At 63.5% G+C, this 19,829-nt stretch carries 31 protein-coding genes; 29 read left to right on the forward strand and 2 right to left on the reverse strand.

Going from position 1 to position 19,829, the window contains the following annotated elements:
* On the reverse strand, nt 1–2,204 hold a 2,204-nt coding region (locus tag ACODRV_RS15575; RefSeq protein WP_488908919.1), incomplete at its 3' end, for an Ig-like domain-containing protein.
* Nucleotides 2,205–2,437: 233 nt separating this feature from the next.
* On the opposite strand from ACODRV_RS15575, the gene ACODRV_RS15580 reads away from it, so the two are divergent.
* Nucleotides 2,438–2,989 (forward strand): transglutaminase-like cysteine peptidase, encoded by a 552-nt coding sequence (locus tag ACODRV_RS15580; RefSeq protein ID WP_488908920.1) that lies wholly within the window; start codon nt 2,438–2,440, stop codon nt 2,987–2,989.
* A gap of 44 nt (nt 2,990–3,033) precedes the next feature.
* On the opposite strand, the gene ACODRV_RS15585 is transcribed toward ACODRV_RS15580, so the two are convergent.
* Nucleotides 3,034–3,324, reverse strand: coding sequence for a helix-turn-helix domain-containing protein (locus tag ACODRV_RS15585; RefSeq protein ID WP_488908921.1), 291 nt, complete (start codon nt 3,322–3,324; stop codon nt 3,034–3,036).
* Nucleotides 3,325–4,435: 1,111 nt separating this feature from the next.
* Here ACODRV_RS15585 and ACODRV_RS15590 point away from each other — a divergent pair.
* From ACODRV_RS15590 to ACODRV_RS15725, 28 genes are all read left to right on the forward strand, one after another.
* Nucleotides 4,436–5,503, forward strand: coding sequence for a replication initiator protein A (locus ACODRV_RS15590; RefSeq protein WP_488908994.1), 1,068 nt, complete (start codon nt 4,436–4,438; stop codon nt 5,501–5,503).
* Between the two features lie 426 nt (nt 5,504–5,929).
* Nucleotides 5,930–6,556 (forward strand): recombinase family protein, encoded by a 627-nt coding sequence (locus tag ACODRV_RS15595; protein ID WP_488908922.1) that lies wholly within the window; start codon nt 5,930–5,932, stop codon nt 6,554–6,556.
* Nucleotides 6,557–6,891: 335 nt separating this feature from the next.
* Nucleotides 6,892–7,296, forward strand: coding sequence for a single-stranded DNA-binding protein (locus tag ACODRV_RS15600; protein ID WP_488908923.1), 405 nt, complete (start codon nt 6,892–6,894; stop codon nt 7,294–7,296).
* 105 nt (nt 7,297–7,401) lie between these two features.
* A complete protein-coding gene (locus tag ACODRV_RS15605; RefSeq protein ID WP_488908924.1) occupies nt 7,402–7,614 on the forward strand; it encodes a hypothetical protein in 213 nt (70 codons plus the stop codon).
* A 537-nt stretch (nt 7,615–8,151) separates the two neighbouring features.
* Entirely contained in the window at nt 8,152–8,277 is a 126-nt protein-coding gene (locus ACODRV_RS15610) for a hypothetical protein (RefSeq protein WP_488908925.1), read from the forward strand.
* 325 nt (nt 8,278–8,602) lie between these two features.
* On the forward strand, nt 8,603–9,076 hold the full coding sequence (locus ACODRV_RS15615) for a hypothetical protein (protein WP_488908926.1): 474 nt from the start codon (nt 8,603–8,605) through the stop codon (nt 9,074–9,076).
* Nucleotides 9,077–9,454: 378 nt separating this feature from the next.
* The gene (locus ACODRV_RS15620; RefSeq protein ID WP_488908927.1) at nt 9,455–10,216 is read left to right on the forward strand and encodes a division plane positioning ATPase MipZ; all 762 of its coding nucleotides are present in this window, start codon (nt 9,455–9,457) and stop codon (nt 10,214–10,216) included.
* Nucleotides 10,213–10,614 (forward strand): hypothetical protein, encoded by a 402-nt coding sequence (locus ACODRV_RS15625; protein ID WP_488908928.1) that lies wholly within the window; start codon nt 10,213–10,215, stop codon nt 10,612–10,614. The genes ACODRV_RS15620 and ACODRV_RS15625 overlap by 4 nt, the downstream gene beginning before the upstream one ends.
* Before the next feature lie 148 nt (nt 10,615–10,762).
* The gene (locus tag ACODRV_RS15630) at nt 10,763–11,131 is read left to right on the forward strand and encodes a hypothetical protein (RefSeq protein ID WP_488908929.1); all 369 of its coding nucleotides are present in this window, start codon (nt 10,763–10,765) and stop codon (nt 11,129–11,131) included.
* Nucleotides 11,122–11,499, forward strand: coding sequence for a beta barrel domain-containing protein (locus ACODRV_RS15635; RefSeq protein WP_488908930.1), 378 nt, complete (start codon nt 11,122–11,124; stop codon nt 11,497–11,499). Before ACODRV_RS15630 ends, ACODRV_RS15635 begins: the two co-directional genes overlap by 10 nt.
* A 53-nt stretch (nt 11,500–11,552) precedes the next feature.
* Nucleotides 11,553–11,846 carry a hypothetical protein gene (locus tag ACODRV_RS15640; protein ID WP_488908931.1) on the forward strand — a complete coding sequence of 98 codons (294 nt, stop codon included), beginning with the start codon at nt 11,553–11,555 and terminating at the stop codon, nt 11,844–11,846.
* A 379-nt stretch (nt 11,847–12,225) separates the two neighbouring features.
* Complete coding sequence (locus ACODRV_RS15645; protein WP_488908932.1) at nt 12,226–12,615, forward strand: hypothetical protein; 390 nt, start codon at nt 12,226–12,228, stop codon at nt 12,613–12,615.
* A 29-nt stretch (nt 12,616–12,644) separates the two neighbouring features.
* Nucleotides 12,645–12,863 carry a hypothetical protein gene (locus ACODRV_RS15650; RefSeq protein ID WP_488908933.1) on the forward strand — a complete coding sequence of 73 codons (219 nt, stop codon included), beginning with the start codon at nt 12,645–12,647 and terminating at the stop codon, nt 12,861–12,863.
* A gap of 2 nt (nt 12,864–12,865) precedes the next feature.
* The gene (locus ACODRV_RS15655) at nt 12,866–13,717 is read left to right on the forward strand and encodes a DNA N-6-adenine-methyltransferase (RefSeq protein WP_488908934.1); all 852 of its coding nucleotides are present in this window, start codon (nt 12,866–12,868) and stop codon (nt 13,715–13,717) included.
* A gap of 115 nt (nt 13,718–13,832) precedes the next feature.
* The gene (locus ACODRV_RS15660; protein ID WP_488908935.1) at nt 13,833–14,108 is read left to right on the forward strand and encodes a hypothetical protein; all 276 of its coding nucleotides are present in this window, start codon (nt 13,833–13,835) and stop codon (nt 14,106–14,108) included.
* A 1-nt stretch (nt 14,109) separates the two neighbouring features.
* Entirely contained in the window at nt 14,110–14,580 is a 471-nt protein-coding gene (locus ACODRV_RS15665; protein ID WP_488908936.1) for a hypothetical protein, read from the forward strand.
* A gap of 10 nt (nt 14,581–14,590) precedes the next feature.
* Nucleotides 14,591–14,995: a hypothetical protein gene (locus ACODRV_RS15670; RefSeq protein WP_488908937.1), complete on the forward strand. Its 405-nt coding sequence runs from the start codon at nt 14,591–14,593 to the stop codon at nt 14,993–14,995.
* Between the two features lie 104 nt (nt 14,996–15,099).
* A complete protein-coding gene (locus ACODRV_RS15675) occupies nt 15,100–15,339 on the forward strand; it encodes a hypothetical protein (RefSeq protein ID WP_488908938.1) in 240 nt (79 codons plus the stop codon).
* Between the two features lie 74 nt (nt 15,340–15,413).
* A complete protein-coding gene (locus tag ACODRV_RS15680) occupies nt 15,414–15,608 on the forward strand; it encodes a hypothetical protein (protein ID WP_488908939.1) in 195 nt (64 codons plus the stop codon).
* 11 nt (nt 15,609–15,619) lie between these two features.
* Complete coding sequence (locus ACODRV_RS15685; RefSeq protein ID WP_488908940.1) at nt 15,620–15,928, forward strand: hypothetical protein; 309 nt, start codon at nt 15,620–15,622, stop codon at nt 15,926–15,928.
* Complete coding sequence (locus ACODRV_RS15690) at nt 15,925–16,140, forward strand: hypothetical protein (protein ID WP_488908941.1); 216 nt, start codon at nt 15,925–15,927, stop codon at nt 16,138–16,140. Before ACODRV_RS15685 ends, ACODRV_RS15690 begins: the two co-directional genes overlap by 4 nt.
* Nucleotides 16,137–16,466: a hypothetical protein gene (locus tag ACODRV_RS15695; RefSeq protein ID WP_488908942.1), complete on the forward strand. Its 330-nt coding sequence runs from the start codon at nt 16,137–16,139 to the stop codon at nt 16,464–16,466. The genes ACODRV_RS15690 and ACODRV_RS15695 overlap by 4 nt, the downstream gene beginning before the upstream one ends.
* A gap of 174 nt (nt 16,467–16,640) precedes the next feature.
* Nucleotides 16,641–16,985, forward strand: a complete 345-nt coding sequence (locus tag ACODRV_RS15700; protein WP_488908943.1) for a hypothetical protein — start codon at nt 16,641–16,643, stop codon at nt 16,983–16,985.
* A gap of 72 nt (nt 16,986–17,057) precedes the next feature.
* A complete protein-coding gene (locus ACODRV_RS15705) occupies nt 17,058–17,495 on the forward strand; it encodes a hypothetical protein (RefSeq protein ID WP_488908944.1) in 438 nt (145 codons plus the stop codon).
* A gap of 74 nt (nt 17,496–17,569) precedes the next feature.
* The gene (locus ACODRV_RS15710; RefSeq protein WP_488908945.1) at nt 17,570–17,818 is read left to right on the forward strand and encodes a hypothetical protein; all 249 of its coding nucleotides are present in this window, start codon (nt 17,570–17,572) and stop codon (nt 17,816–17,818) included.
* Between the two features lie 173 nt (nt 17,819–17,991).
* The gene (locus ACODRV_RS15715; protein WP_488908946.1) at nt 17,992–18,489 is read left to right on the forward strand and encodes a hypothetical protein; all 498 of its coding nucleotides are present in this window, start codon (nt 17,992–17,994) and stop codon (nt 18,487–18,489) included.
* Nucleotides 18,490–18,500: 11 nt separating this feature from the next.
* Entirely contained in the window at nt 18,501–18,758 is a 258-nt protein-coding gene (locus tag ACODRV_RS15720) for a hypothetical protein (RefSeq protein ID WP_488908947.1), read from the forward strand.
* A gap of 65 nt (nt 18,759–18,823) precedes the next feature.
* Complete coding sequence (locus ACODRV_RS15725; protein WP_488908948.1) at nt 18,824–19,540, forward strand: phosphoadenosine phosphosulfate reductase domain-containing protein; 717 nt, start codon at nt 18,824–18,826, stop codon at nt 19,538–19,540.
* Nucleotides 19,541–19,829 lie beyond the last annotated feature (289 nt).

Consider the following 19,829-nt stretch of genomic DNA (forward strand, 5'->3'; position numbering starts at 1 on the left):
GCGTTCGGCGTATAGGTCGCCGTCGTGCCGCTGATCGACACCGTGCCATTGGCCGGATCGGTCAGCTTCGTCACGCTCGTATAAACTCCGGCAGGGGCCAGGGTGATCGATGCGGCAGTTTCATAGGCCGTCGTCGCCGACACATTCCCGGCGGTCGGGGCTGGAGGCAGGCTGACCGTCACCGTCACCGTCGCGGCGGGCGAGTTGCCGCCGGGGCCAACGGCCCGATAGGTGAAGGTGTTGGTGCCGTAGAACCCGGCGTTCGGCGTATAGGTCGCCGTCGTGCCGCTGATCGACACCGTGCCATTGGCCGGATCGGTCAGCTTCGTCACGCTCGTATAGACCCCGGCGGGGGCCAGAGTGATCGACGCGGCGGTCTCATAGGCCGTCGTCGCCGACACATTCCCAGCCGTCGGGGCTGGCGGGGTCGCGACCGTAACCGTCGCCGTGGCGGTGTTCGACACGCCCCCAGGACCAACGGCCCGATAGGTAAAAGAGGTCGTTCCGTAGAAGCCAGCCGTCGGGGTGAAATTGAACGAACCGGAGGTTCCCCCGCCCGTCGCCACGCTCCCGCCAGTCGCGGGCTGGGCGACCAATTGCATGTAATCCCAGCGCCCCGAGGGGGCGAGGGTGACAGCCGCAGTCTGGTTGTAAGGCGTGTTTGCGCTGACATTACCCACGGTCGGGGCGGGCGGAACAGCGGTGACAACCGTCACCGTCGCGACCGTCGAGTTACCGCCAGGGCCGGTCGCTCGATAAGTGAAGGTGTCCGTGCCGTAGAAGGACGCATTCGGCGTATAGGTCGCCGATGTGCCACTGACCGAGGCCGTGCCGTTGCTGGGCGCAGCCACGACAGCGAGAGAGGAGAACACGCCCGACGGGCTCAAAGCGAACGTGGTCGCCGTTCCGTAGGCGGTGTTGGCGTGAACATTGGCGACAGTTGGAGCTGGCGGCACGTTTACAGTCACCGTCACCGTCGCGGCGGCCGAGTTGCCGCCGGGGCCAACGGCCCGATAGGTGAAGGTGTTGGTGCCGTAGAACCCTGCGTTCGGCGTATAGGTCGCCGTCGTGCCGCTGATCGTCACCGTCCCGTTCGCCGGATCGGTCAGCTTCGCCACGCTCGAATACACCCCGGCCGGGGCCAGGGTGATTGACGCTGCAGTTTGATAAGCCGTCGAAGCGGTGACGTTCGACGCGGTCGGAGCTGGCGGCAGGCCGACCGTCATCGTCACGGTTCGGGTCGCCGAATTGCCGCCGGGGCCAAAGGCCCGATAGGTGAAGGTGTCCGTGCCGTAGAAGCCAGCGTTCGGCGTATAGTACGCCGTCGAACCCTGAATATACATATCGCCGTTTGCTGGCGGGCTGACTTCCTCCAGCCCCGTCCAAATGCCGGACGGCGTCAACGCAACTTCCGTCGCGGTCTGATAGGCCGTGCTGGCTGTCACATCGCTAGCGCCCGGCGCGGGAGGCAGGCCGACCGTCATGGTCACGGTTCGCGTCGGCGAATCCCCGCCGGGGCCGGTGGCGCGGTAGGTGAAGGTGTCGGTGCCGTAGAAGGCCGGCTTCGGCGTATAGGTCGCTGTCGTGCCGCTGATCGACACCGTGCCGTTCGCGGGCTGGGCGACCACAGCCAGGCTCGTGTAATTGCCGGAGGGGTTGAGCGAGACCGACGCAGCGGTTTCGTAAGGCGTAGAGGCAGAAACGTCCGACGCCCCCGGCGCGGGAGGCGTCGAGGGGATCATCACCGAAACCCGAGCTGGCGTGGATGGCGGACAGGTGCCCGTGACGCCGCAACCGGAACTCGCATCGTAGTCCAGATTGATGACGGCGTAATAGACATTGCCCGGCGTCGCATTGGCCGGAATGTTCCAGGTGTAGTTCAACTGTTTTGTGGGGTCCGAGAACATCCCGCCTTCAAAGGTGAAGCCCGAAAGTGTTTGCTCGCCCCCCCACACTAGTACCGGCCTCACGCCTCGCACCGTCAACGTGCCGGTGATCGTCTGACCCGCGTACGCAGTATAGGTGACGTGATCGCCGCAGATGCCGCCGAATGGGCTTGAGGGTATGGTACAGGTCGTCCGGTTGGTCTCCGTCTGCGCTTGCGCGGGCGCCGCCCACGACGCCGCGAAGATCAGCGTTGCCACGAGCAGGAGGAACGCCAGAAGGAAGCGATGCAGGGTTGGAGCGGGCGAAGCGATCTTCATAGCGATATCCTCAGAGCCCAGGACGAGGCCCGGCCGGTTTTATGGGATATGCTACATATTCTGTCGGTCGGACAAGCCTGAATATGTGGTATGGGCCATATTGATGAAGAGTGCGGGGGGCTCCGATGTCGGAGTGAAGCTCATTTTTTGGCTGTAGATGTCGATTTATGGTGACACGCTATACCGGGCTCGATATAAATGATTATCGGCATGAGGCCGGAGGGAGTTACACAATGTTCAAGTCTGTTCTTGCAGTTTCGGCGGCTATCGTTGCTCTGGCTTCGGCGGTTCCGGCGTCCGCTGACCAGTGGTCCACCATCAACGGTGAGCCCATCCGTATCGCGACTGTTCATACGCATCTGGAAGACGGCGACCGTGCGACCTTCAACCGGGTTGCGCGCGAGCTGCACGCTTCTGTTCGGATCTCGCGTGTTCCCCTGCCCTACACCACCCTGCAGTCCATTCCTGACGCGCGAGAGCTGGGCGTCGGCGACTGCAAAACCCTGTCGGTGGCTTTCCGCAACATTCTGGTGGCAGAGTACGGGTTCGACCGTGAGTCCCTGCTGCTGGCCACGGCCACGCTGCCGACCGGCGAAGGCCACGCCGTTCTGCTAATCAATGTGGTGGACAATGGGCGCCAACGGACGCTCGCTTACGACTCGCTGCGTCGCGCCGTCGTGCCGGTCGAAGACCTGACCCGCGCCGGCTATCAGTGGGAAGGGCGTGAGAGCTACCCGGACGAGAACGGGCGTCTGCTGAACTTCAACGGCCGGACCATCTACTAGGCCCGGATCGTTGACCAACTGGCCCCGCTTCGGCGGGGCTTTTTTTATTCTTCGGGCGGCGGGCTGGGCGGTAGCTCGCCATCGATCCCGTATGCGATCGTCGGCATTACTTCGGCCAGGCTGACCCCGGCGGCGCGGCACATCGTAATTACGGTCTGGAGCGACGGGTTGGCGTTATGCGTCTCGACCGCCGAGACATACGATTGCGTCAGACCCGTTTTTTGCTCGATTTCGAGCTGTGTCACCTTCGCCTTTTTTCGCGCTGCCTTATACTTCGCCGCGAAGTCCGCGATCTCTGGCCACTTCTCAACGTCGATTTCGACCCGTTTTGGCAAACGTCATACTCCAACCGACGCTGCGGCTTCCCACAGCGCCGTGATCCCCGCCACCTGGTCGCGTAACCCCTCCCGGTCAAAGGTATTGGCTGCGCTCCACAGTTTGGCATACCTGCCACCGCCGACAAGATTCCGCAACCGATAGGCGTACTCGCCGAAGGGGTAATCGGCGTTAACCTATTGTTGGCGGAAAAATATGTAGCTTACAACATATTCGCTTGCGGATCAGTCGGGCAAAGGGCAAGAAGGATTCGTCTTTTCGGGAACCGAACGGCGCGTCCGAGCGGGAACCGAAGACCGGCTTTCTAGGGGGATTACAGACACTTAGCGTTCGCGGCCCAAGGCCGCCACGGAATGCCAGCGCCGCGAGGTGGCGTTCGTCTTTTCGGGAACCAGACGATACGTCCTTTGGGGAACCGAAATGGGCTCCCCTGCTCGTCCATTCGTCCCTTAGGGAACTGAATGGCGGTTTGGCCGAATCGTCCTACCGTCGGCACGTCTTTTCGGGAACCGAAATAGGCCTATGTGCGGGCATCGCTTCGTCCCTTCGGGAACCGAAGCGGCCCCGCACCGAAAGCCAGGGCCGAATGAGGGCGTGGGAGGGCTGGTGCCGTGGCTGTGACTTCGTCTCGCCGGGAACCCAGCCTCGTTTCCCGCCCGAGGATTCGTCCCGCTGGGAACCGAAGGGGCCTTTTGGTGCGCCGTTTCTGGTGCGTCTCAGCGGGAACCGAACGCAAGTGAAGTCCAGCCCCCGTAAGGACTTGGTCGGCGGCCTCGCCTAGCGGGTGCGTCCAGCCAGGAACCGAAAGCCGAGACCTGTTCGCTTAGGCAGACATCCGTCTGTCACTTCGTCTTTCTGGGAACCGAACGGCTCCCGAACTGGAGTGCCTGCATGACCGTCCCGGCCAAAAAGACCCCATCGAAAAAGGCTTCCGCTGCGGATAGCGAACCCCTGCCCCTGATCGAGGTTATGGCTGCTGACGAGCCGGATCCGTTTAGCCTTCCGACCGCTGTCGCTGACGACGCACCATTGAGGGCGCCGACAGTGGTCGAGGAGCGGGTCTTGAAGATCCGGCAGGCCCCTTCCCTTCTGCGGATGGATCGGGTGCTCATGGAAAACCCGTTCTTTTCGCTGGAGAGGACCAATCCTCCGACAGAGCGCCAGACGCTCAACATTGGAGACGTGGAAATCATCATCTCGCCAAGCAGCTACGGCCAGGCCAACGTCTGGGACACCGACGTACTGCGGTACTGTATCTCGGAGCTGAACCGCCAGCGCGAGGCAGGAGAGAAACCGACGCGCGAAGTCGTCTTCGTAGCGCGCCAGTTCCTCCAGTTCGCCCGCCGAGGAACCGGCCAGACCGGCTATAAGGGACTGCTGGCGTCCCTACGTCGGCTGGCTGGAACCCAGATCGAGACCAATATCCTCTCCGGCGGGAAGCGAAGCATTACGGGCTTCGCGTGGATACACGACTACGAGCTTCTAGGTGACGATGATGGCGAAGGCGGCATTACTCGCCTGAAAGCAGTTCGCGTCGTGATCCCCGAGTGGCTGTTTTCGGCGGTTGTTGAAGACTCGCGCGTCCTCTCCTTCTCCCCCGAATATTTCAACATGACGGGCGGCCTGGAACGGCGGCTTTACGACCTCGCGAGGAAGTTCTGCGGCAGTCAGGACCATTGGCCGATCAGCCTTCGCAAGCTGCAAGCCCGTGTCGGTTCCAAGGCCGAGGTCAAGCGCTTCAAACTGGAGGTGGCCCGGATCGCCACGGCCGACAATCTGCCTGACTACAGCATCGAGGTCATAGACCAGACCTCCGGCGGGCTCCCTGGAAAGCGGAAGCCGCGGACGAACTTCGACCAGGTCAAAGTCATCTTCCGCCGCCGTAAGGGCGTTCAGGCCGACCAGACCGACGTTGCGGCCGCATCCAATGTCGTCCGGCTGGCCCCGCCAGCGCCTCAGAAAGCGTCAGGCAAAGGCGCCTTCCCCGAAAGCGGAACGATCCGTTACAGCCCTTGGAAAGAGGTCGCTCTGGACCACCTCCCAAGGCCGGCGGCAGATACCGACACCGTCGCCGCGCGCTTCCGCGTCTGGTGCGCCAGCCAGGGGATCAAACTGAACAGCGCGACCATCGAAAAGACCTTCATCGGCTTCTGCAAGGGCTGGAAGATTGAGCGTTGACGGTCGGCTGTTCGGTGCGTCCCGCCGGGAACCGAACGGTTCGTCCCGTCAGGAACTTGGCCGCGTCCCGCCGGGAACTGAACGTGCGTCCGGCCAGGAACCGGCGCACGTCCCGCCGGGAACCGAAGGTGGCGAAAAGCTAAGCGTTTTCCAACACTTCTAGTCCCTTTAACTCTGTAACTCTTTCTATAACCTTATAACTAGGGTTTCTGGTTTAAAAAATTTGGTCGGTAAGTCGCTGCTGCGTCTAGCACCGCGCCTGAACCCAACAGGCTCTCCGAAACCTAGTCGAGGACTCAGCCGTGCCCTCCCCTTCCCGGCGTTCCTCACCGCTATGCTGAACAGACGCCGATCAGTCCTGCTCAAGGCGCGGTTTTATCTTGTGCGCGGATCGCTTCTTGCCCTTTGGGAGGCGAAATATGTAATATGCACCATATGTCGTCCCCATCTGCCGCACTTCCGCCCGCTGTCTCACATCTCGCGCCCTTCAAGGCGGCTGAGACGTGCGACGGCCGTCTGATCGGCTACACCCGGTCTTGGGAAGACGATGACGGGCTGGATGCTCAGCGGGAGACGCTGCAGTTTGAAGGCTGCTCAGCGCTATACGGCGACGAAGCCAAGGGCTCCGCCACTTTTCGCTCGGGCCTCGACGCCGCCATTGGCGCCCTCTCGGCGGGAGATTGTCTCGCCGTTGTGAGCCTCGCCCGGTTGGCCTGGCGCGAGGACGAGCTGAGGACGATCATTCTGGCCGTGCAGGCGCGCAACGCGCACCTACGCTCCATTGCGGAGGACTTTGACACGCGGTCGCCGTCCAGCGTTTTCCAGACGATCCGCGCCTTGCAGGCCTTCGCCGTCGCTGTTCGACGTGATCGCGAAGACGAGGCGCTGGGCGGGCGCGATGGACGCACCAAGATTGTCTCCGCAAAGGCTCTGGCTGCCGCCATAGCCAGCGTTGAGGACGGATCAGCTACGGTTGACCAAGCCGCCGCGGCGCTGGGGATGTCCAGGGCGACGTTCTATCGGAAGCGCAAGCAAACTCAGGCAGCAGCATAGCGCCATGTTGTGTCACAGGATCAGCGATCGGATGGCAAGACAGCGGTACGAGGGCCGGAGCGGTCCTTTGAGCCGGTCTGTGGTCTCCAGCAGGACGCAGGGCAGACGCGATCTACTCACGAAGCCCTACGTCGGGCCGGGATCTTATCGAAATCGACCCCTACGGGGCGGTCTGGGCGGACCCTCCGGCCTTCCTAGCTGCGCGTCGTGCAGGCCGGTTTCCACCCAGCCCGGATTTCTCAGAACCCTTGAACCCGCCGTTTCAGGTCTCGTGATCGCGGATTGCCCGCGACCCGGCCGAAGCCCGGCCGGCTCTAAGTAGAAGGACCGAACCGATGAACCGTTGCATTTTTGAAGGCCACCTGGGCGTTGATCCGAGCTTCAACAAGACCCATTCCGATGCTGATGTGGCCAACATCTTCTTCCTGACGAACGCACCGGGCCGTCCTGACGGCCAGGGCGGCTGGACCAGCCCGGAAGCCGACGCCATTTCGGTCGCCGTCTTCAAGCCGAAGGCCATCGAGGCCCTTCGCGGGCTCAAGAAGGGTGCCAAGGTCGTCGTCGTCGCCAGCGCCGGCATTCGCGAGTGGACCGAAAAGGGTACCGGCGTGGTTCGCAAGGAACTCCAGCTCACCGTCACCGGCAAGTATCCCGGCCACGGCATCTTCGCCAGCATGGAGGCTTACGACGAGTACGAGGCGGAACGCCTGCGTCGTAAGGCTGAACGCACCGCCGCCTAAGTCAGCATCGCCCGCCTGGCGCAAGCCGGGCGGGCTTTGTGGTGCTTCTTCAATCTCTGACTAGTACCCTTTTCAGTAAGCATAGCATTTTTCGGGGCGACTTCGTTGGCTGACACTAAAGACAAAGGCGGCACGATTACTCCGTTTCCGAAAGAGCAGTTGAAGCCTCTGCCGGAACGTATCGTTGATCCTACGGAGAAGGGTCTCGATATGGTGACGACTGCTCTTGTGCAGCGCTTCGGCGTTGCGGGAGCTTATAACAAGCTTGTCGATCAGGCGATTAAGGTTCGCGAAGTTACGCGTAAACCGAGAGGTTAGATTTTGCTTGGCGATGTGTCCCGATAGCTTAGCTGTTTGGGAAAGGGGGGGCAGTCCCCGCCCCTGAGCCTGAACCCCTACGGGTTTCATGCTACCCCCAGGAAGCGGGGACACCCCGCAACGCCCCATTTTAACGCCGGGGAGGTGGGTGCTTTTCTTGGAAAATCGGGTTGCTGACCTCAAAAAATGGCCTATACTACATATTGAGAGACGGGCAGTCCGCCTCTTGGCCGTTCTGCTTCGGCCTTCTGACTGTGTAGTACCCTCCCAACTGAGGTCTCCCCTCTCCCCCCCCTCCGGTGAGACCTCTCCGAACCTGACGCCCTGCCGGTCAAAGCATGGGGCGTCAGGCGTCGCGAAAGCGGCGATCCCCCAGACCGCCCCCGGCAAAGCCGGACCGGCGGTCGGCCGATGCGGCCCCCCCGCCGCATCGGCCACCTTCGGAGGCAAGCTATGCCATTCGCCGAAATGTCCGTCCAGAACCGTGATCGCGTCCTTGCGTGGGCGCGGGGCCACAATTGGGGGCGAGAGGCCGAAATGAGCGAAGACGGGGTTCTCTACGGCGTACTGGAGCGGCTGGAGCCCGCTGACGACGGCCAGGCGCGGTCAGTCTCGCTATCCTTCTCGACCCTTCACGCTCTGGCAGGCTGGGCCGGATACTAAGCCTGAGTCACAGTACCCGCTTAGCGGGAATCTCGGCGGCTATGGAATCGTCAGAGTACGGCTCTGGTCCCGGCTCGGCCATTTCCGTGCAGGTTGTAGTGTCGGTTTGGGGTCATATCAGTAGAAACCCCTAAGAATGCGGACTTACGCTATTGTGCAGCGTACAACGATGAAGCGTTTTTCACATTTTTCTGACTGGTGAAAAGCGTTGCAGTGATTCAACATGACGCGGCCAAGTCGTGGACTTGGCGGAGTGCGCGCGCTAGTTCGTCACAATCTGGAAACGAATTGACGGCAAGGGTCGCGCAAGTTCTAGGGGCGTAACATGATTGTAGTAGAGAACGGGGCCGCTGTGGCCCTGTCGGCGTACCGGTGGCTAGAGTTTCTCGATAGCCGCGCTTCGGGCTTCCCGGCCTGTGCTTCCAGCTTCGGCCCGATCCTGGGCGATGTTTGCGGCGATGTCGCCGCCCTGCTGGCCGAAGGCTCCGACCCCCTGCTCTGCCCTGACCGCGATCCCTACGATCCCATCATCGTGACCGAAAACGGTCGCGCTGTGTCGCTTACGCCCGAACAATGGCTTGCCTACCTGGCCGCTAGCCTTGGCGGAGCTGGGGCGACGGCCGCCGCGTTCGGATCGGATCTTGGCGAGGTCGCGACCGTTCATGAGCAATTGACCGGGCCGAGCGCGCGCGTTCTCGCGGCAGGCGTGCGGGCGGCTCGCGCGGCCAACGGCGACGAGGCCCCCTCCCCTGCCCTCTTGACGGCCTCTGATCGCCCTCCGTTGAGGGCCTGCGCCTAATCTAGCCAAGTCCCGAGACTCGGCCTCTCCTAGACCCCCTAGACGTACTAGCTCCTCCGGTTTGGCTAGATGGTCTAGGGGGTCTAGTAGTTTTAGGCCCTCTAGACGGCCTAGCGGGTCTAGGCGGTCTAGGCGGCCTAGACGGCCTAGCCAGTCTAGGCGGGCCGGTCGCCCCGGCGGGTCCGCCTGCTCCGTCGCTACCGTTTTCGCTAGACGCGCCGTCTTAGCCGGTGTAACCGTTGTCTCCGTCGGGGCCGTTCGGTCCGTGCGCGCCGGTCTCTCCGGTTGGTACGGTCGGGCCGGTGTCGCCGTTTTGGCCGGTGTGTCCGGTCTCGCCGGGGTGTCCGGCGTGACCGTTCCGCCTACACGGAGGGGGCTATGCCCAACATTGTTGTTGCCAACGTGAAGGGTGGGAGTGGCAAGACCACTGTCGTCACGGTTCTGGCGTCTGAGCTGTACGAAGCCGGTGCCCGCGTGTGCATCCTGGAGGGCGACGTGAACCGCTCTCAGGCCCGTTGGGCGGGCCAGCGCGGCTTCCCGGTGATCGACACCAAAAAGCACTCCATCGCCAACGCTCGAGACGCTGCAGAGATTATCGCGCAGGTCGCGGGCGAACACCGCCTGCTCGTGATCGCTGCCGACAGCGAGGAGGGCGCGTCCCTGCTAGATTGGATCGAGGCGGCTACAGGGTGGGCCCAGTTCGTTCTCGCCGATCCCGAAGGCTCTCGGAACATCTGGCTCGATGATGTCGTGTCCCAGGCCGACCTTGTCATTGTGCCGTTCGCGCCGACCACGCTCGACGTGAACATGGTCATCGAGACGATCCGGTACATCGCTCACAAGTCGCGCACGTCGAACCGGTCGATTCCGTATCGGGCGGTTCTGACCCGTACAAGCAGCGGCGCGGTCCGCACTCGTGACGAGAACGAGATCCGTGCGTCCATCGGCAATGCCGGCGTTCCGCTTCTGGGCGTGTCATTGGCCGACCGACCGGCCTTCCGCGGCATCTTCAAAGCCGGGAAGTTGCTAAACGAGCTGACCGCTGACGACGCCGGCGGCCTGCCGGTCGCGCGCGAGAATGCGCGGGCGTTCGCCGCCGAGGTAATTCAAACCCTGCGAGCCGGAAAGGAAGCGGCATGACCACGGATACCAAACCGACGTACGACCCGTTCAAGGGCGCTTTGGATACGGGCTTGGACCTCACCGGGTTCTCTGATGCGAAGCCGAAGCCTGTTGACCGCGCAGCGGCCGAGGCCAGCCGCGAGGCGGGCGAGCAGGCGGGTTTCTCCAGCCGACAGCCGCCCGCCAGGGCGAAACCGGGTAGGGGGGCTGGCGCCGCTCCGAAGGGGGCTAAGGTCCGAATGTCGGAGGTGATCGGGAAGCCCGTCATCACCGGCCAGAAGTCGCAGCTCAACCTTGTCGCTCCGGTTGCTCTGATCCTCCGGTTCAAGGCCGCCCAGAAGACCCACGGCTTCGATAGCCAGTGGCAAACGCTGGAAGCGGCGCTCGATGCGCTGGACGCGAAGAAGGGGGGGTGAGCCCATTTCTGCGGATCGGATATCCCCCTCTCTGGCAGTTCTGGGCGACAGTAGCTGGAATGATAGCCAGCCCCGTCGTTTTGCTGCTGGCGTGGCGGCCTTGGCCTTGGCTCAAGGCCATTAAACAAGGCGGAGGAGGGCGGGGCTGATGACCGATCCGAACACCAACCATCCCGAACTCACGCCCGCACAACACGCGCAGATCGATGCGATGCTGAAATATGATCGGTGGGTATCCATCATCATGCGGACGGCCATCATCTACGGCGTTCTGACGGTAGTCGGGCTCCTGACGCTATCCTTCGTCTTGCTAACTGCTGATTGGCTGGATTGGTCGCTGGAGTTCGCTTCGGGCTTCACGACTATTTCCGCAGGGCTCTGGCTCCTGTTCTCGAAATGGAGGCCTAAGCCTCCTGCCGGATACGCTGAGATTTGCGCGGAGCTGGAGAGGCGCGGGCCAGAATTGCGGAGGCAGGCTGGCGGGGTCGCGAGTAAGGGGAGGGGGCCTTGGGGCTGACCTTGCAGACCGACTACGTCGTAGGCCAGGCCGTCGTCGTCGTCTATGAGTCGACTTGGGGCCGTGATCGCGAACCCCGGATCACGCCTGACGCCATCGACAAGATCGGTCGGCGCTGGATCACTCTGAAGAGTGGCCGGCGCTTCGACCCTGAGACCGGCGAACTGGACGGCGGCGCGCACGACAGCGACGAGACTGTCTGGCCTTCGGCCGAGGCCTTCCAGCGCCACGCCGCCCGGCGGTCGCACTGGAGCATTATTGTGGGCGCCGCCCATCGGCGGGGCCACAATGCTCCCGACGCCCTGGACGACGAGACCTTGGCGCGGGTCGCCGCCGCACTGGCCGAGGGCAGCGAGGACAAGGCGTGAGCGGGCCTCTTTGCCGGGCTTGCGGTAAGCCGATCCGCAAGCGGACAACAACCATGTGGTTTGGCCAGCAACGCGACCGTGAGGACAGCCCGTGGACGGCAACCAGCACGGCGCGACCGGCCAGCCGCGCGGAGGCGCAGCGGTTGTTCAATCTGTCGATCGTTCATCACCGAATGAGCCGTGATCGCAGCTACGTCGAAAAGGTCGCGCTGTGGGACGGCGAGACCTACATGGACAAGTTCTTCTGTTCCAACACCTGTGCGATGGTGCTGGGCTACGCCACAGCTCGCGCAGGATCTTGTACCGGCGCTTACAACGACGCCGTCGAGCAGAGAACCGGCAAGTAGGGCAGGGCGCTTCGCGCCGGTTTGAACGCCAGGAAGGGGGTCGGAATATTCCGCAATAGCCCCGGTTTTCCGTTGCGTTTCTATACCGGGTCCGGTATATATCAGGGGTGGGCGCTTCCCGCGTTCACCCGATGGCCGACCGGCTGTCGGCCTACCAAAGGAGCCTAACTGATGCTTAGAGCGCAGTTAGAAGTCTCTTGGCAGAGTAAGAGGACGAGCTGGCTAATGCGTCTCGTCCTCAAACTTCTCTAGCCACAGAGATAGGGGGCGTTCTGTTTGCAGCGGAACGTCCCCGCGCTCCCAAGGTAGGACAAGCGACCGGCGTTCGCAAGGCGCCACCTCCCCGGCGGGGTTGCCGGGTCCGACGATGGAGGCCCAGATGGCCCGCAAGATTTACTCCGAACTGGAAGCCGAAGCCGCCCTGTGCCTGTGGGAAGCGATGCTGGAGGCCAAGTTCACCAATGAGAAGCGCGAGGAAGAGGGTCTGGAGAAGACCTCTGATATGGTCCGCGTCTGGGATGACACCGGCACCCTGTTCATGCGCCAAGAGGCCCTGCGTCTGGCTCACGTCGTCTGCGAAACCTACGACCTGATCCCGCTCGATGCACGAGACGCCGTTCCCTACGATTGGGAAATCGTGCCTGCGATCCTCGACACCTTCCGCTGGGGCGAGAACGGCGCGGAGCATGACGGCCCGGCCAAGATCGCCGCCGTCGTGACCGAGGCTCTGGAGGCCGAGCGGATGCGGTTTCAGGGGAAGGCGGCTTAGGCCGCTGACCCCTGCTGCTGGAGCTGGCCATGCTTTCCGCCCTTCGCCGCCTGATTACCCGTCCGCCTTGCCCTCACGCGCTGGCTATGGCCGAGAGCCGCGAGCAAACCGCCGAGGGCCTGGCCCGTCGTGCCGCGAGGCTTCCGCACTCGCTTGAGGGTGTCCGCCTCGCTGACGAAGCCCGCCAGTGGCGCGAGGCCGCGCAGCGCGCCCGCCGAGGCGACCTGTCTCCGATCAAGTTGACCTGACCATGAAGATGACCCTGTTCGACCTCCCGCCTGTCGCCTCGACCCGGCCTTCTCGCGCGGTCAAGAAGCGCCAGCCCCACCACACCGGCCGCGATACGTCTGATGTCTGGCTGACCCCTCGTGCGATCCTCGATCCGCTGGAACCCTTCGACCTCGACCCGTGCGCGCCCGAGGTGCAGCCGTGGCCCACCGCTTCCCGGCGTTATACCGAGGCCGACAACGGCCTTGTCCAGCCGTGGGAGGGGCGCGTCTGGATGAACCCGCCCTATAGCCGCCCACTCTACAGCCAGTTCATGCGGAAGATGGCCGAGCATGGCTGGGGTACGGCCCTGATCTTCGCGCGCACCGAGACCGACGACTTTTTCCGTTGCGTCTGGGAGCGCGCCACCGGCCTGCTGTTCCTTGAAGGGCGGCTGTTCTTCCATCGACCCGATGGCGAAGACCCGGCGCGATGCGAGACTCGCGACCACGAGTTCGTCGCATATGCCGAGGACAGCAAGGTCATGGCCTGCCGTAACTGTGGCCGCTCCAGCGCCAACGCGGGCGCGCCGAGCGTTCTTGTGGCCTACGGCCAGGCCGACGCGGAAATCCTCGCAGCGAGCAACCTTGCCGGCGCGTTCGTGCCGCTTCGCCTTCCCAGATCGGTCGCGGTGATCGCCCTGGACCTGACGTGGGACCAACTCGTGCGCGAGACGATGGAACGCCAAGGCGGGACGGCGAGTGTGTCCGACCTCTACCGGAGCCTGTCGCGACACCCGAAGGCGCGAAGCCGTCAACACTGGCGCGCGAAGGTGCGGCAGACGCTCCAGCGAGGCGATTATCGACGGCTGGAGCGGGGCCGTTGGGCCGCATAGCGCGAGCGCGAGGCGGCTTGCGTTCCTATACCGGAGCCGGTATATTGATTTTGGGCCGCGTGTTTGCGGTTCCGCCTCCCCGGCAGGGTTGCCGGGTCCAACGATGGAGGCCCGCATGGCCAAGCAAAAGACACCCTTAGCCTACGTGGCTTGGCTTCTCAGGGTGGTTCCCGCCTGCGTCACGAGCTGGATTGTCGTGGGTGTGGCCCTGTTCATGCTCAGCATGGTCTTTGTTGGCTGTGCGAACGCGTTGGGCGTGATCCGCGTCGATATGGAGTTGTTCTTGCCCGCGTTGGAAGTGGGCTTCCCCGCTTTGGGTATGGTCGGGTCTGCGTTGGCCGCTCTTTGGATCGTCGGCCATGTCCTCGGTCAGCTTGTCGCGGAGGACTGATATGGGCCAGACCAAGACTCTCCCGAGCGTTGAGCGTGTCGTTGGCGCGTTCGTCCTGCTGATGCGTCGGGAATTACAGCCTGTCGAGTTCTTCGAAATGCAGATCAGGAACGCTACGGCCGCTCCCGGTGTGTGTCATTCGCACGATTTCCGAGACGCGAATGACATCATGGACGAGGCGTTCTGCATGATCGCCGGTCGCGAGAGTGACTTGCTCGACGTGGACGATGGCGACCTCGCCGTCTGGAACGCGGCGTGGGACATCGCCAAGGCGGAATACTTCACTGATCGGACGACGACCATCGTCACCCTGACGGCCGAGTATGAGGCTTGGCTGGAGGCCGAGAAGGTGGACAAAGTCTGCGCCGAGGAATTGGCTCTCGACCCCGCCTTGACCCAGCCGCAACGCGAGTGGCTGGACCTCTTTGTGCAGCGTTGGGACATCGTTCGCGACGCGGGCCGGGAAGGCTGAGGGGGGAGCGATGGCCGCTATCGTGTTCCGAGCAGGGGAGACCTATTTCTGGGCGTGGTACGATCAGGAAGCCAAGAAGGTCGAGGTGGACGAGTATGTCTGTCGGACCCTCAACAAGAACGGCGCCTATTTGATCCAGCGCAACAGCTCGACATGGGGCAAGCGCAGCGGGAAGCGCGGCGACTTCGGTTGGCTGGACCCCATCTGGCGCGGCTTCCGCACTCACGTCAGGGCCAGCCAGGTCGTTGACGGAAAGCACTCGTTCGGAGTGACAAAGCGAGGGGCGATCAAGAAGGCCATCGCCTCAGAGCGGGACGCGCGGATTTTCTGGGCCAAGGAGGCTGATATCGTCGCCGACTGTGACGCCGCGATTGCGGGTCTGACGCGCTCGCTTTCTCGCTATCCCCCGAAATAGGGGTTGCGTCATTATACCGTCTCCGGTATAACTCATTTGTTGCCGCGACGGCGCGGCACCGCCTCCCCGGCGGGGTTGCCGGGTCCGATCCTTGGAGAACTACGATGGCCGACGCGCTGCAGATCGCAACTGATCGCGGTCACTATCAGACCGGTCACTTCTCCGGCGGCGAACAGGACTTGCACCTGGCCTTCGCGCCGAACGCGGACATCGACGGCGAATTTGATGCGACCTGTCTGGAAACCGGGGAGCGCCTGACCGTCCGCGGCTGGCTCTACATCGTGGAGCTGGGCCGCTCCGATGAAGCGGGCGCTGACGAAGCTACGGCCTGGCTCGACTTCTAGTCTCGGCTCTGGCCCGGCCTAACGGCCAACACCCTCCCCGGCGGGGTTGCCGGGATCCGATGATGGAGACGACTATGCCGAAGCAACCGCTTTCTCTTGGCGCGAAGATCGCGCGCGACCGCCACGAGCGGGCCGACCTTCTGGAGCGTGGCGCAGGCCATCATGGCGGGTCTGTCTGGGCCCTGCGGCAGCTTGACGAGTCCCGCCAGTGGCGCGCGGCCGCCAAGCGCGCCGAGCGGGGCGACACGACCCCCTTTCAGATCGCTTGAAGGGGCTGGCCATGTTCCCGACCGAGATTCCCCATCTTCGCGTTCGTATCTCTCCTGTCGCCCTCGCTAACCGGATGGCCGGGACGCGGCCCCATGCCTACGCCTGCCGCATGGATCGGATTGTCGCTGACTGCTTTCCCCAGCGCGAGGGGATTGTCGTCAAGACACCCGAGGGCGCGCTTTGCCTGTTCACCGTGGACGGCGATCTATTCGCCGCCAACCTGCACCCGACCAGCATCCACATCGAGGACCGGGCGCAGATCGACAAGGCTCCGGTCGCGGACTGGCTGGCCCTGATGGAGAAGGGGACGCTGCAATGAGGCGCTATGAGTTCGATGTTCGCCTGTTCTCGGCCGTCACCGTCGAGGCCCAGGACGAACCCGCCGCGCGCAAGGCGTTGGCGGTGCTATTGGCCGGTGCGAGCCTCAGTGTCTCCCGAGAGATTGACGGCTCCCCTCTGGCGTTCGACGTGTCTCCCGAAGGGGAAGCCGACTTGAACGAAGTGACCGAGCTGGAGGGCGCAACGGCATGACCCGGCGCCTATGTGCCGTCTCCATCGACGGCCAGACCGTCGATGTCGAGATTGACGCCAATCCGGGCCTTGGCTGGAGGTTCTGGACTTTCGCGGGTTTCCCGCAAGATCCGATAGAGCCGCGACGGTACGGCGGATCGCGCGGGCTCGCGCTCGCCTACATCGAGACGGATCGCGGCGCGGCCTGGCTTGTGGCGATGGAGCTGGACGGGTCCGCCCAGCTCTTGACGCCTCACGAGCTTTTCCCGTGCGCCGATCAGGACGGGGCGGATGCGTTCGCGCGGACGTGGATCGAGAACCACGCCAGTCAGCCGAGCTTGATCTAGCGCCGGCAGGGCCGCCAAGGCGGCCGGATTAACGCCAGAAGGGTGATCGGAAAAGATCGACTACGGACGGAAACCGGTTGCTTGTCTATACCGTCGAGGGTATAAATCAGGGGTGGACGCATCGCGTTTGCACCTCCCCGGCGGGGTTGCCGGGTTCCGATGATGGAGACGACGATGGCCAAGCAGTTGACCCCCAAAGCGAAGATCGTTCTGAACACGATGAAGTTCTCGCGGTTCGGGGCTATGTCGCAAATCTTCATCATCGACGCACTGATGAAGGCTGGCCACGCCGTTGAACATCGCAAGGGCGAGTTTAACGAACAGCTCGTGACCCGGATGCTTAAGGCTCAACCGAACATCGTCGCCGACATCCAGAGCCGTTGCCGTGAACTGATCGAGGCCGGGGCCGAGAAGACCGCAGCCGAGTTCAAGGCTTGCGGCGCGGACAAGTGGATGAACCCGGTGGCTTGGCATGGCGCCGCCGTCGAGCTGGGCGACAATCTGGGTGTTGCCGCCTGATCCGGCAGGGGAGGCATGGCCTCCCCATCACCTCCCCGGCGGGGTTGCCGGGCTTCAATGATGGAGACGACGATGGACAATGCAGAGACCGTCCGCACGGCCTGGAATATCGCCTGCCCGGCCTGTGGTGACGATGCGCGGCTGACGGTGACTATCAGCACGACCGCGCGCCTCTACGCCAGCGGGACCGATGCTGATGGCGACCACGAATGGGACGACACCTCGCCGATCCGCTGCGATTGCGGCAAGGAGGGCACCGTCGCCGAGTTCAAATGCGCTGACGACGATCAGGCCGGGCGTTTCGCTGTGTTTACCCGGATCGGCTTGGAGTGGGCCGACCTGTGGTCCGAGGACGGGCGGCGGGTTCGCTTCCACAGCCGCAGGGATGCGAAGGCGGCACTTCGCCAGCACTTCGCCGACATGGCGACGGGCGGCGTCGAGTTCAGCGCGCGGGACTATCGGATCAAGCCTTGCGAAGCCTCCGCAATCCCGCACGAAGCGCCCCGCTGATCGACCGGCGGGGCGGCTTGGCCGCCCTGCCTCTCACCCTGGCATAGCCGCACCTTCCGACACTGGAGACCTTCATGGCCGGTACGAGCCCTGACACCAAACTTGCCCGTGCGCGGGCGTTCCACCTCAAGCACGGTCGCGCGTGGGCGATCATGGAGGAAGCCGGTCGCGAGGGTGGCGACCGGGAGTGCGGACTATTCGTCAACTACTCAGTGGCCGCAGATTCCATCATCTCCAGATATGACGCCGACGAGCGCGAGGCGCTGTCTGTCAGGATCGCCAAATGGGAGCCGGATGGCGAGTTCTGGAGCTACGACCACTGATCCAAAGGGCCGCCAGGGCGGCCAGATTAACGCCAGAAGGAAGGTCCGAAAAAGCGAGGGCGGGTGCTTAAATTGCTTGTGTTGCCATACCGGCCCCGGTATACTTCGGGGGTGGACGCAACGCGTTCACACCTCTCCGGCGGGGTTGCCGGGTTCCGAAGTTGGAGCGTCCCATGCTGCTGTCCCTGAACTCTTACGCCGACTCCCTTTTGAGTGTGGCGGGGTCTCCCGAGGACTTGCGGGGCGAGCTGCTGGCTTCGCCTGCCCGACACCCTCAAATGCCGGTCGGGTTCTGGCTCGACATTCACAAACTGCTGGAGTGCGAACGCTCGATTGAGGATCGGGTGATCGACCTGGCCTGCGCCTACTTCGACAACGCGGCCCGTAGCCAGTTCCTCGCGGACGGCTCCGAGGACATCGGCACCTGTGGCGGTGTGATGCTTGGCTATCGCGCCAACACCAAGTTTGCGCGGGCGCTGCTGGAGCGGCGCGACGAGAACGGCTCAAAGATCGCCTTCAAGAGCGGCGGGCGGGTCTACGTCATCAAGTCGCTTCCTGCTGGCGTCCAGACCCAGCACATGACGGTGCAGGAGAAGGCGCACGACGCCTTCGCCGAGGTGGCCGCTGAGGCTGGCTACCACCCGACCGAACACCGCTCTTACGTCGATTGAGGGCGGGCCAAATGTTTCCTCTTTATACCGATCGCATCATCCCCGAGCCGAAGGCTCCTGAGCCCGAGGCGGTTGACGCCGTGGAGCGCTTTCACGTCACCGTCGAATACCGGACGAAGGGCGGGGCGCCCTCGTCATGGAGCGGCTATGTGAACGCGACGTGGGACACCGTTCACGATGTCGGCCAAGCCGCAGCCCGCAAGGCCCGGCGGAGCCTCTGCAAGATCGACGGCGGAAGCGCCATGCTGGCGAAGATGGTCCGACCGTGAGCCGGTGCAGCGTCGTCCAGCTCCGCCTTTTTGGCCGAGATCCGATCCCGGCCGAGGTGCAAACCATGATTGACCGGGGGGCTCTGTTCGTCGCCAACCACAGCGGCGGCAAGGACGGCCAGGCCATGTTGATCGAGCTTCAAAAAGTCGTTCCGGCTGACCAGCTCCTAGTCATCCACGCCGAGCTTCCCGGCGTGGAGTGGGAGGGGACGCAAGAGCATATCCGCGACACTATCGGCGGGCTTCCGCTGATCGTGACGCGGGCCGTCAAGACCTTCTGGGATATGGTCGAGGCGCGCGGCAAGTTCCCGTCGCCCATGCAGCGCCAGTGTACGTCTGACCTCAAGCGCGGGCCGATCCAGCGCGAAATCCGGCGGTTCCTCAAGGCAAATCCGCGGTTCAGCGGTCAGGTCGTCAACTGCATGGGAATGAGGGCAGGGGAGAGCGCCAAGCGATCCAAGCTGGCCCCGTTCAAGCGGTCTGACGCGAACAGCAAGGCCGGGCGTGAATGGTTCGACTGGCTTCCGATCCATGACTTCACCGAAGCAGAGGTATTCGCCACGATCCGGGCCGCTGGCCAGCAACCCCATTGGGTCTATGCGGCGGGCATGACCCGCAAGAGCTGCGTCTTCTGCATCATGGCCAGTGAGCAGGATTTGAAGACGGCGGCGCGGTTGGCGCCCGAGGTTTATCGCACCTACGCCGCCGCCGAGCGTCGGCTGAACTTCACCCTCACCATGAACGGGCGGACCTTGCCCGAAATCACCGGCATCGCGGCCTGACAGGGCCTCAGACCGGAGTGCAGGGGCGGCGGGTTTCCGCCGCCCCTTTTGTTTGGGTCGCGGCTGGCGCGGTGCCGGCGGGGAGGGGCCGCGCGGCCCGGCCAGGCCGCCCAGGATCGACACTCCGCGATGTTGAGGTGTCGGGTCGGTGGCTATTCTTGTTCTGACAGTAGTTCTTGAGGCCAATGCTGTTTGACGGCTTGCGCCGTCTTGTTAACGCCAGAAGGGAGATAGCAAAAAGAGGGGTATTTACTATCTTTGTGCTTGAATACACGGCAAATATCCTTAG

Source organism: Brevundimonas sp. FG8, assembly GCF_057808845.1.

Bases quoted from the DNA above. Each gene is read 5' to 3' on its own strand.
- ACODRV_RS15580 (WP_488908920.1), top strand. From the start codon at position 2,438: ATGTTCAAGTCTGTTCTTGCAGTTTCGGCGGCTATCGTTGCTCTGGCT.
- ACODRV_RS15590 (WP_488908994.1), top strand. From the start codon at position 4,436: ATGGAAAACCCGTTCTTTTCGCTGGAGAGGACCAATCCTCCGACAGAG.
- ACODRV_RS15595 (WP_488908922.1), top strand. From the start codon at position 5,930: ATGCACCATATGTCGTCCCCATCTGCCGCACTTCCGCCCGCTGTCTCA.
- ACODRV_RS15600 (WP_488908923.1), top strand. From the start codon at position 6,892: ATGAACCGTTGCATTTTTGAAGGCCACCTGGGCGTTGATCCGAGCTTC.
- ACODRV_RS15610 (WP_488908925.1), top strand. From the start codon at position 8,152: ATGAGCGAAGACGGGGTTCTCTACGGCGTACTGGAGCGGCTGGAGCCC.
- ACODRV_RS15615 (WP_488908926.1), top strand. From the start codon at position 8,603: ATGATTGTAGTAGAGAACGGGGCCGCTGTGGCCCTGTCGGCGTACCGG.
- ACODRV_RS15620 (WP_488908927.1), top strand. From the start codon at position 9,455: ATGCCCAACATTGTTGTTGCCAACGTGAAGGGTGGGAGTGGCAAGACC.
- ACODRV_RS15625 (WP_488908928.1), top strand. From the start codon at position 10,213: ATGACCACGGATACCAAACCGACGTACGACCCGTTCAAGGGCGCTTTG.
- ACODRV_RS15630 (WP_488908929.1), top strand. From the start codon at position 10,763: ATGACCGATCCGAACACCAACCATCCCGAACTCACGCCCGCACAACAC.
- ACODRV_RS15640 (WP_488908931.1), top strand. From the start codon at position 11,553: ATGTGGTTTGGCCAGCAACGCGACCGTGAGGACAGCCCGTGGACGGCA.
- ACODRV_RS15645 (WP_488908932.1), top strand. From the start codon at position 12,226: ATGGCCCGCAAGATTTACTCCGAACTGGAAGCCGAAGCCGCCCTGTGC.
- ACODRV_RS15650 (WP_488908933.1), top strand. From the start codon at position 12,645: ATGCTTTCCGCCCTTCGCCGCCTGATTACCCGTCCGCCTTGCCCTCAC.
- ACODRV_RS15655 (WP_488908934.1), top strand. From the start codon at position 12,866: ATGAAGATGACCCTGTTCGACCTCCCGCCTGTCGCCTCGACCCGGCCT.
- ACODRV_RS15660 (WP_488908935.1), top strand. From the start codon at position 13,833: ATGGCCAAGCAAAAGACACCCTTAGCCTACGTGGCTTGGCTTCTCAGG.
- ACODRV_RS15665 (WP_488908936.1), top strand. From the start codon at position 14,110: ATGGGCCAGACCAAGACTCTCCCGAGCGTTGAGCGTGTCGTTGGCGCG.
- ACODRV_RS15670 (WP_488908937.1), top strand. From the start codon at position 14,591: ATGGCCGCTATCGTGTTCCGAGCAGGGGAGACCTATTTCTGGGCGTGG.
- ACODRV_RS15675 (WP_488908938.1), top strand. From the start codon at position 15,100: ATGGCCGACGCGCTGCAGATCGCAACTGATCGCGGTCACTATCAGACC.
- ACODRV_RS15680 (WP_488908939.1), top strand. From the start codon at position 15,414: ATGCCGAAGCAACCGCTTTCTCTTGGCGCGAAGATCGCGCGCGACCGC.
- ACODRV_RS15685 (WP_488908940.1), top strand. From the start codon at position 15,620: ATGTTCCCGACCGAGATTCCCCATCTTCGCGTTCGTATCTCTCCTGTC.
- ACODRV_RS15690 (WP_488908941.1), top strand. From the start codon at position 15,925: ATGAGGCGCTATGAGTTCGATGTTCGCCTGTTCTCGGCCGTCACCGTC.
- ACODRV_RS15695 (WP_488908942.1), top strand. From the start codon at position 16,137: ATGACCCGGCGCCTATGTGCCGTCTCCATCGACGGCCAGACCGTCGAT.
- ACODRV_RS15700 (WP_488908943.1), top strand. From the start codon at position 16,641: ATGGCCAAGCAGTTGACCCCCAAAGCGAAGATCGTTCTGAACACGATG.
- ACODRV_RS15705 (WP_488908944.1), top strand. From the start codon at position 17,058: ATGGACAATGCAGAGACCGTCCGCACGGCCTGGAATATCGCCTGCCCG.
- ACODRV_RS15710 (WP_488908945.1), top strand. From the start codon at position 17,570: ATGGCCGGTACGAGCCCTGACACCAAACTTGCCCGTGCGCGGGCGTTC.
- ACODRV_RS15715 (WP_488908946.1), top strand. From the start codon at position 17,992: ATGCTGCTGTCCCTGAACTCTTACGCCGACTCCCTTTTGAGTGTGGCG.
- ACODRV_RS15720 (WP_488908947.1), top strand. From the start codon at position 18,501: ATGTTTCCTCTTTATACCGATCGCATCATCCCCGAGCCGAAGGCTCCT.
- ACODRV_RS15725 (WP_488908948.1), top strand. From the start codon at position 18,824: ATGATTGACCGGGGGGCTCTGTTCGTCGCCAACCACAGCGGCGGCAAG.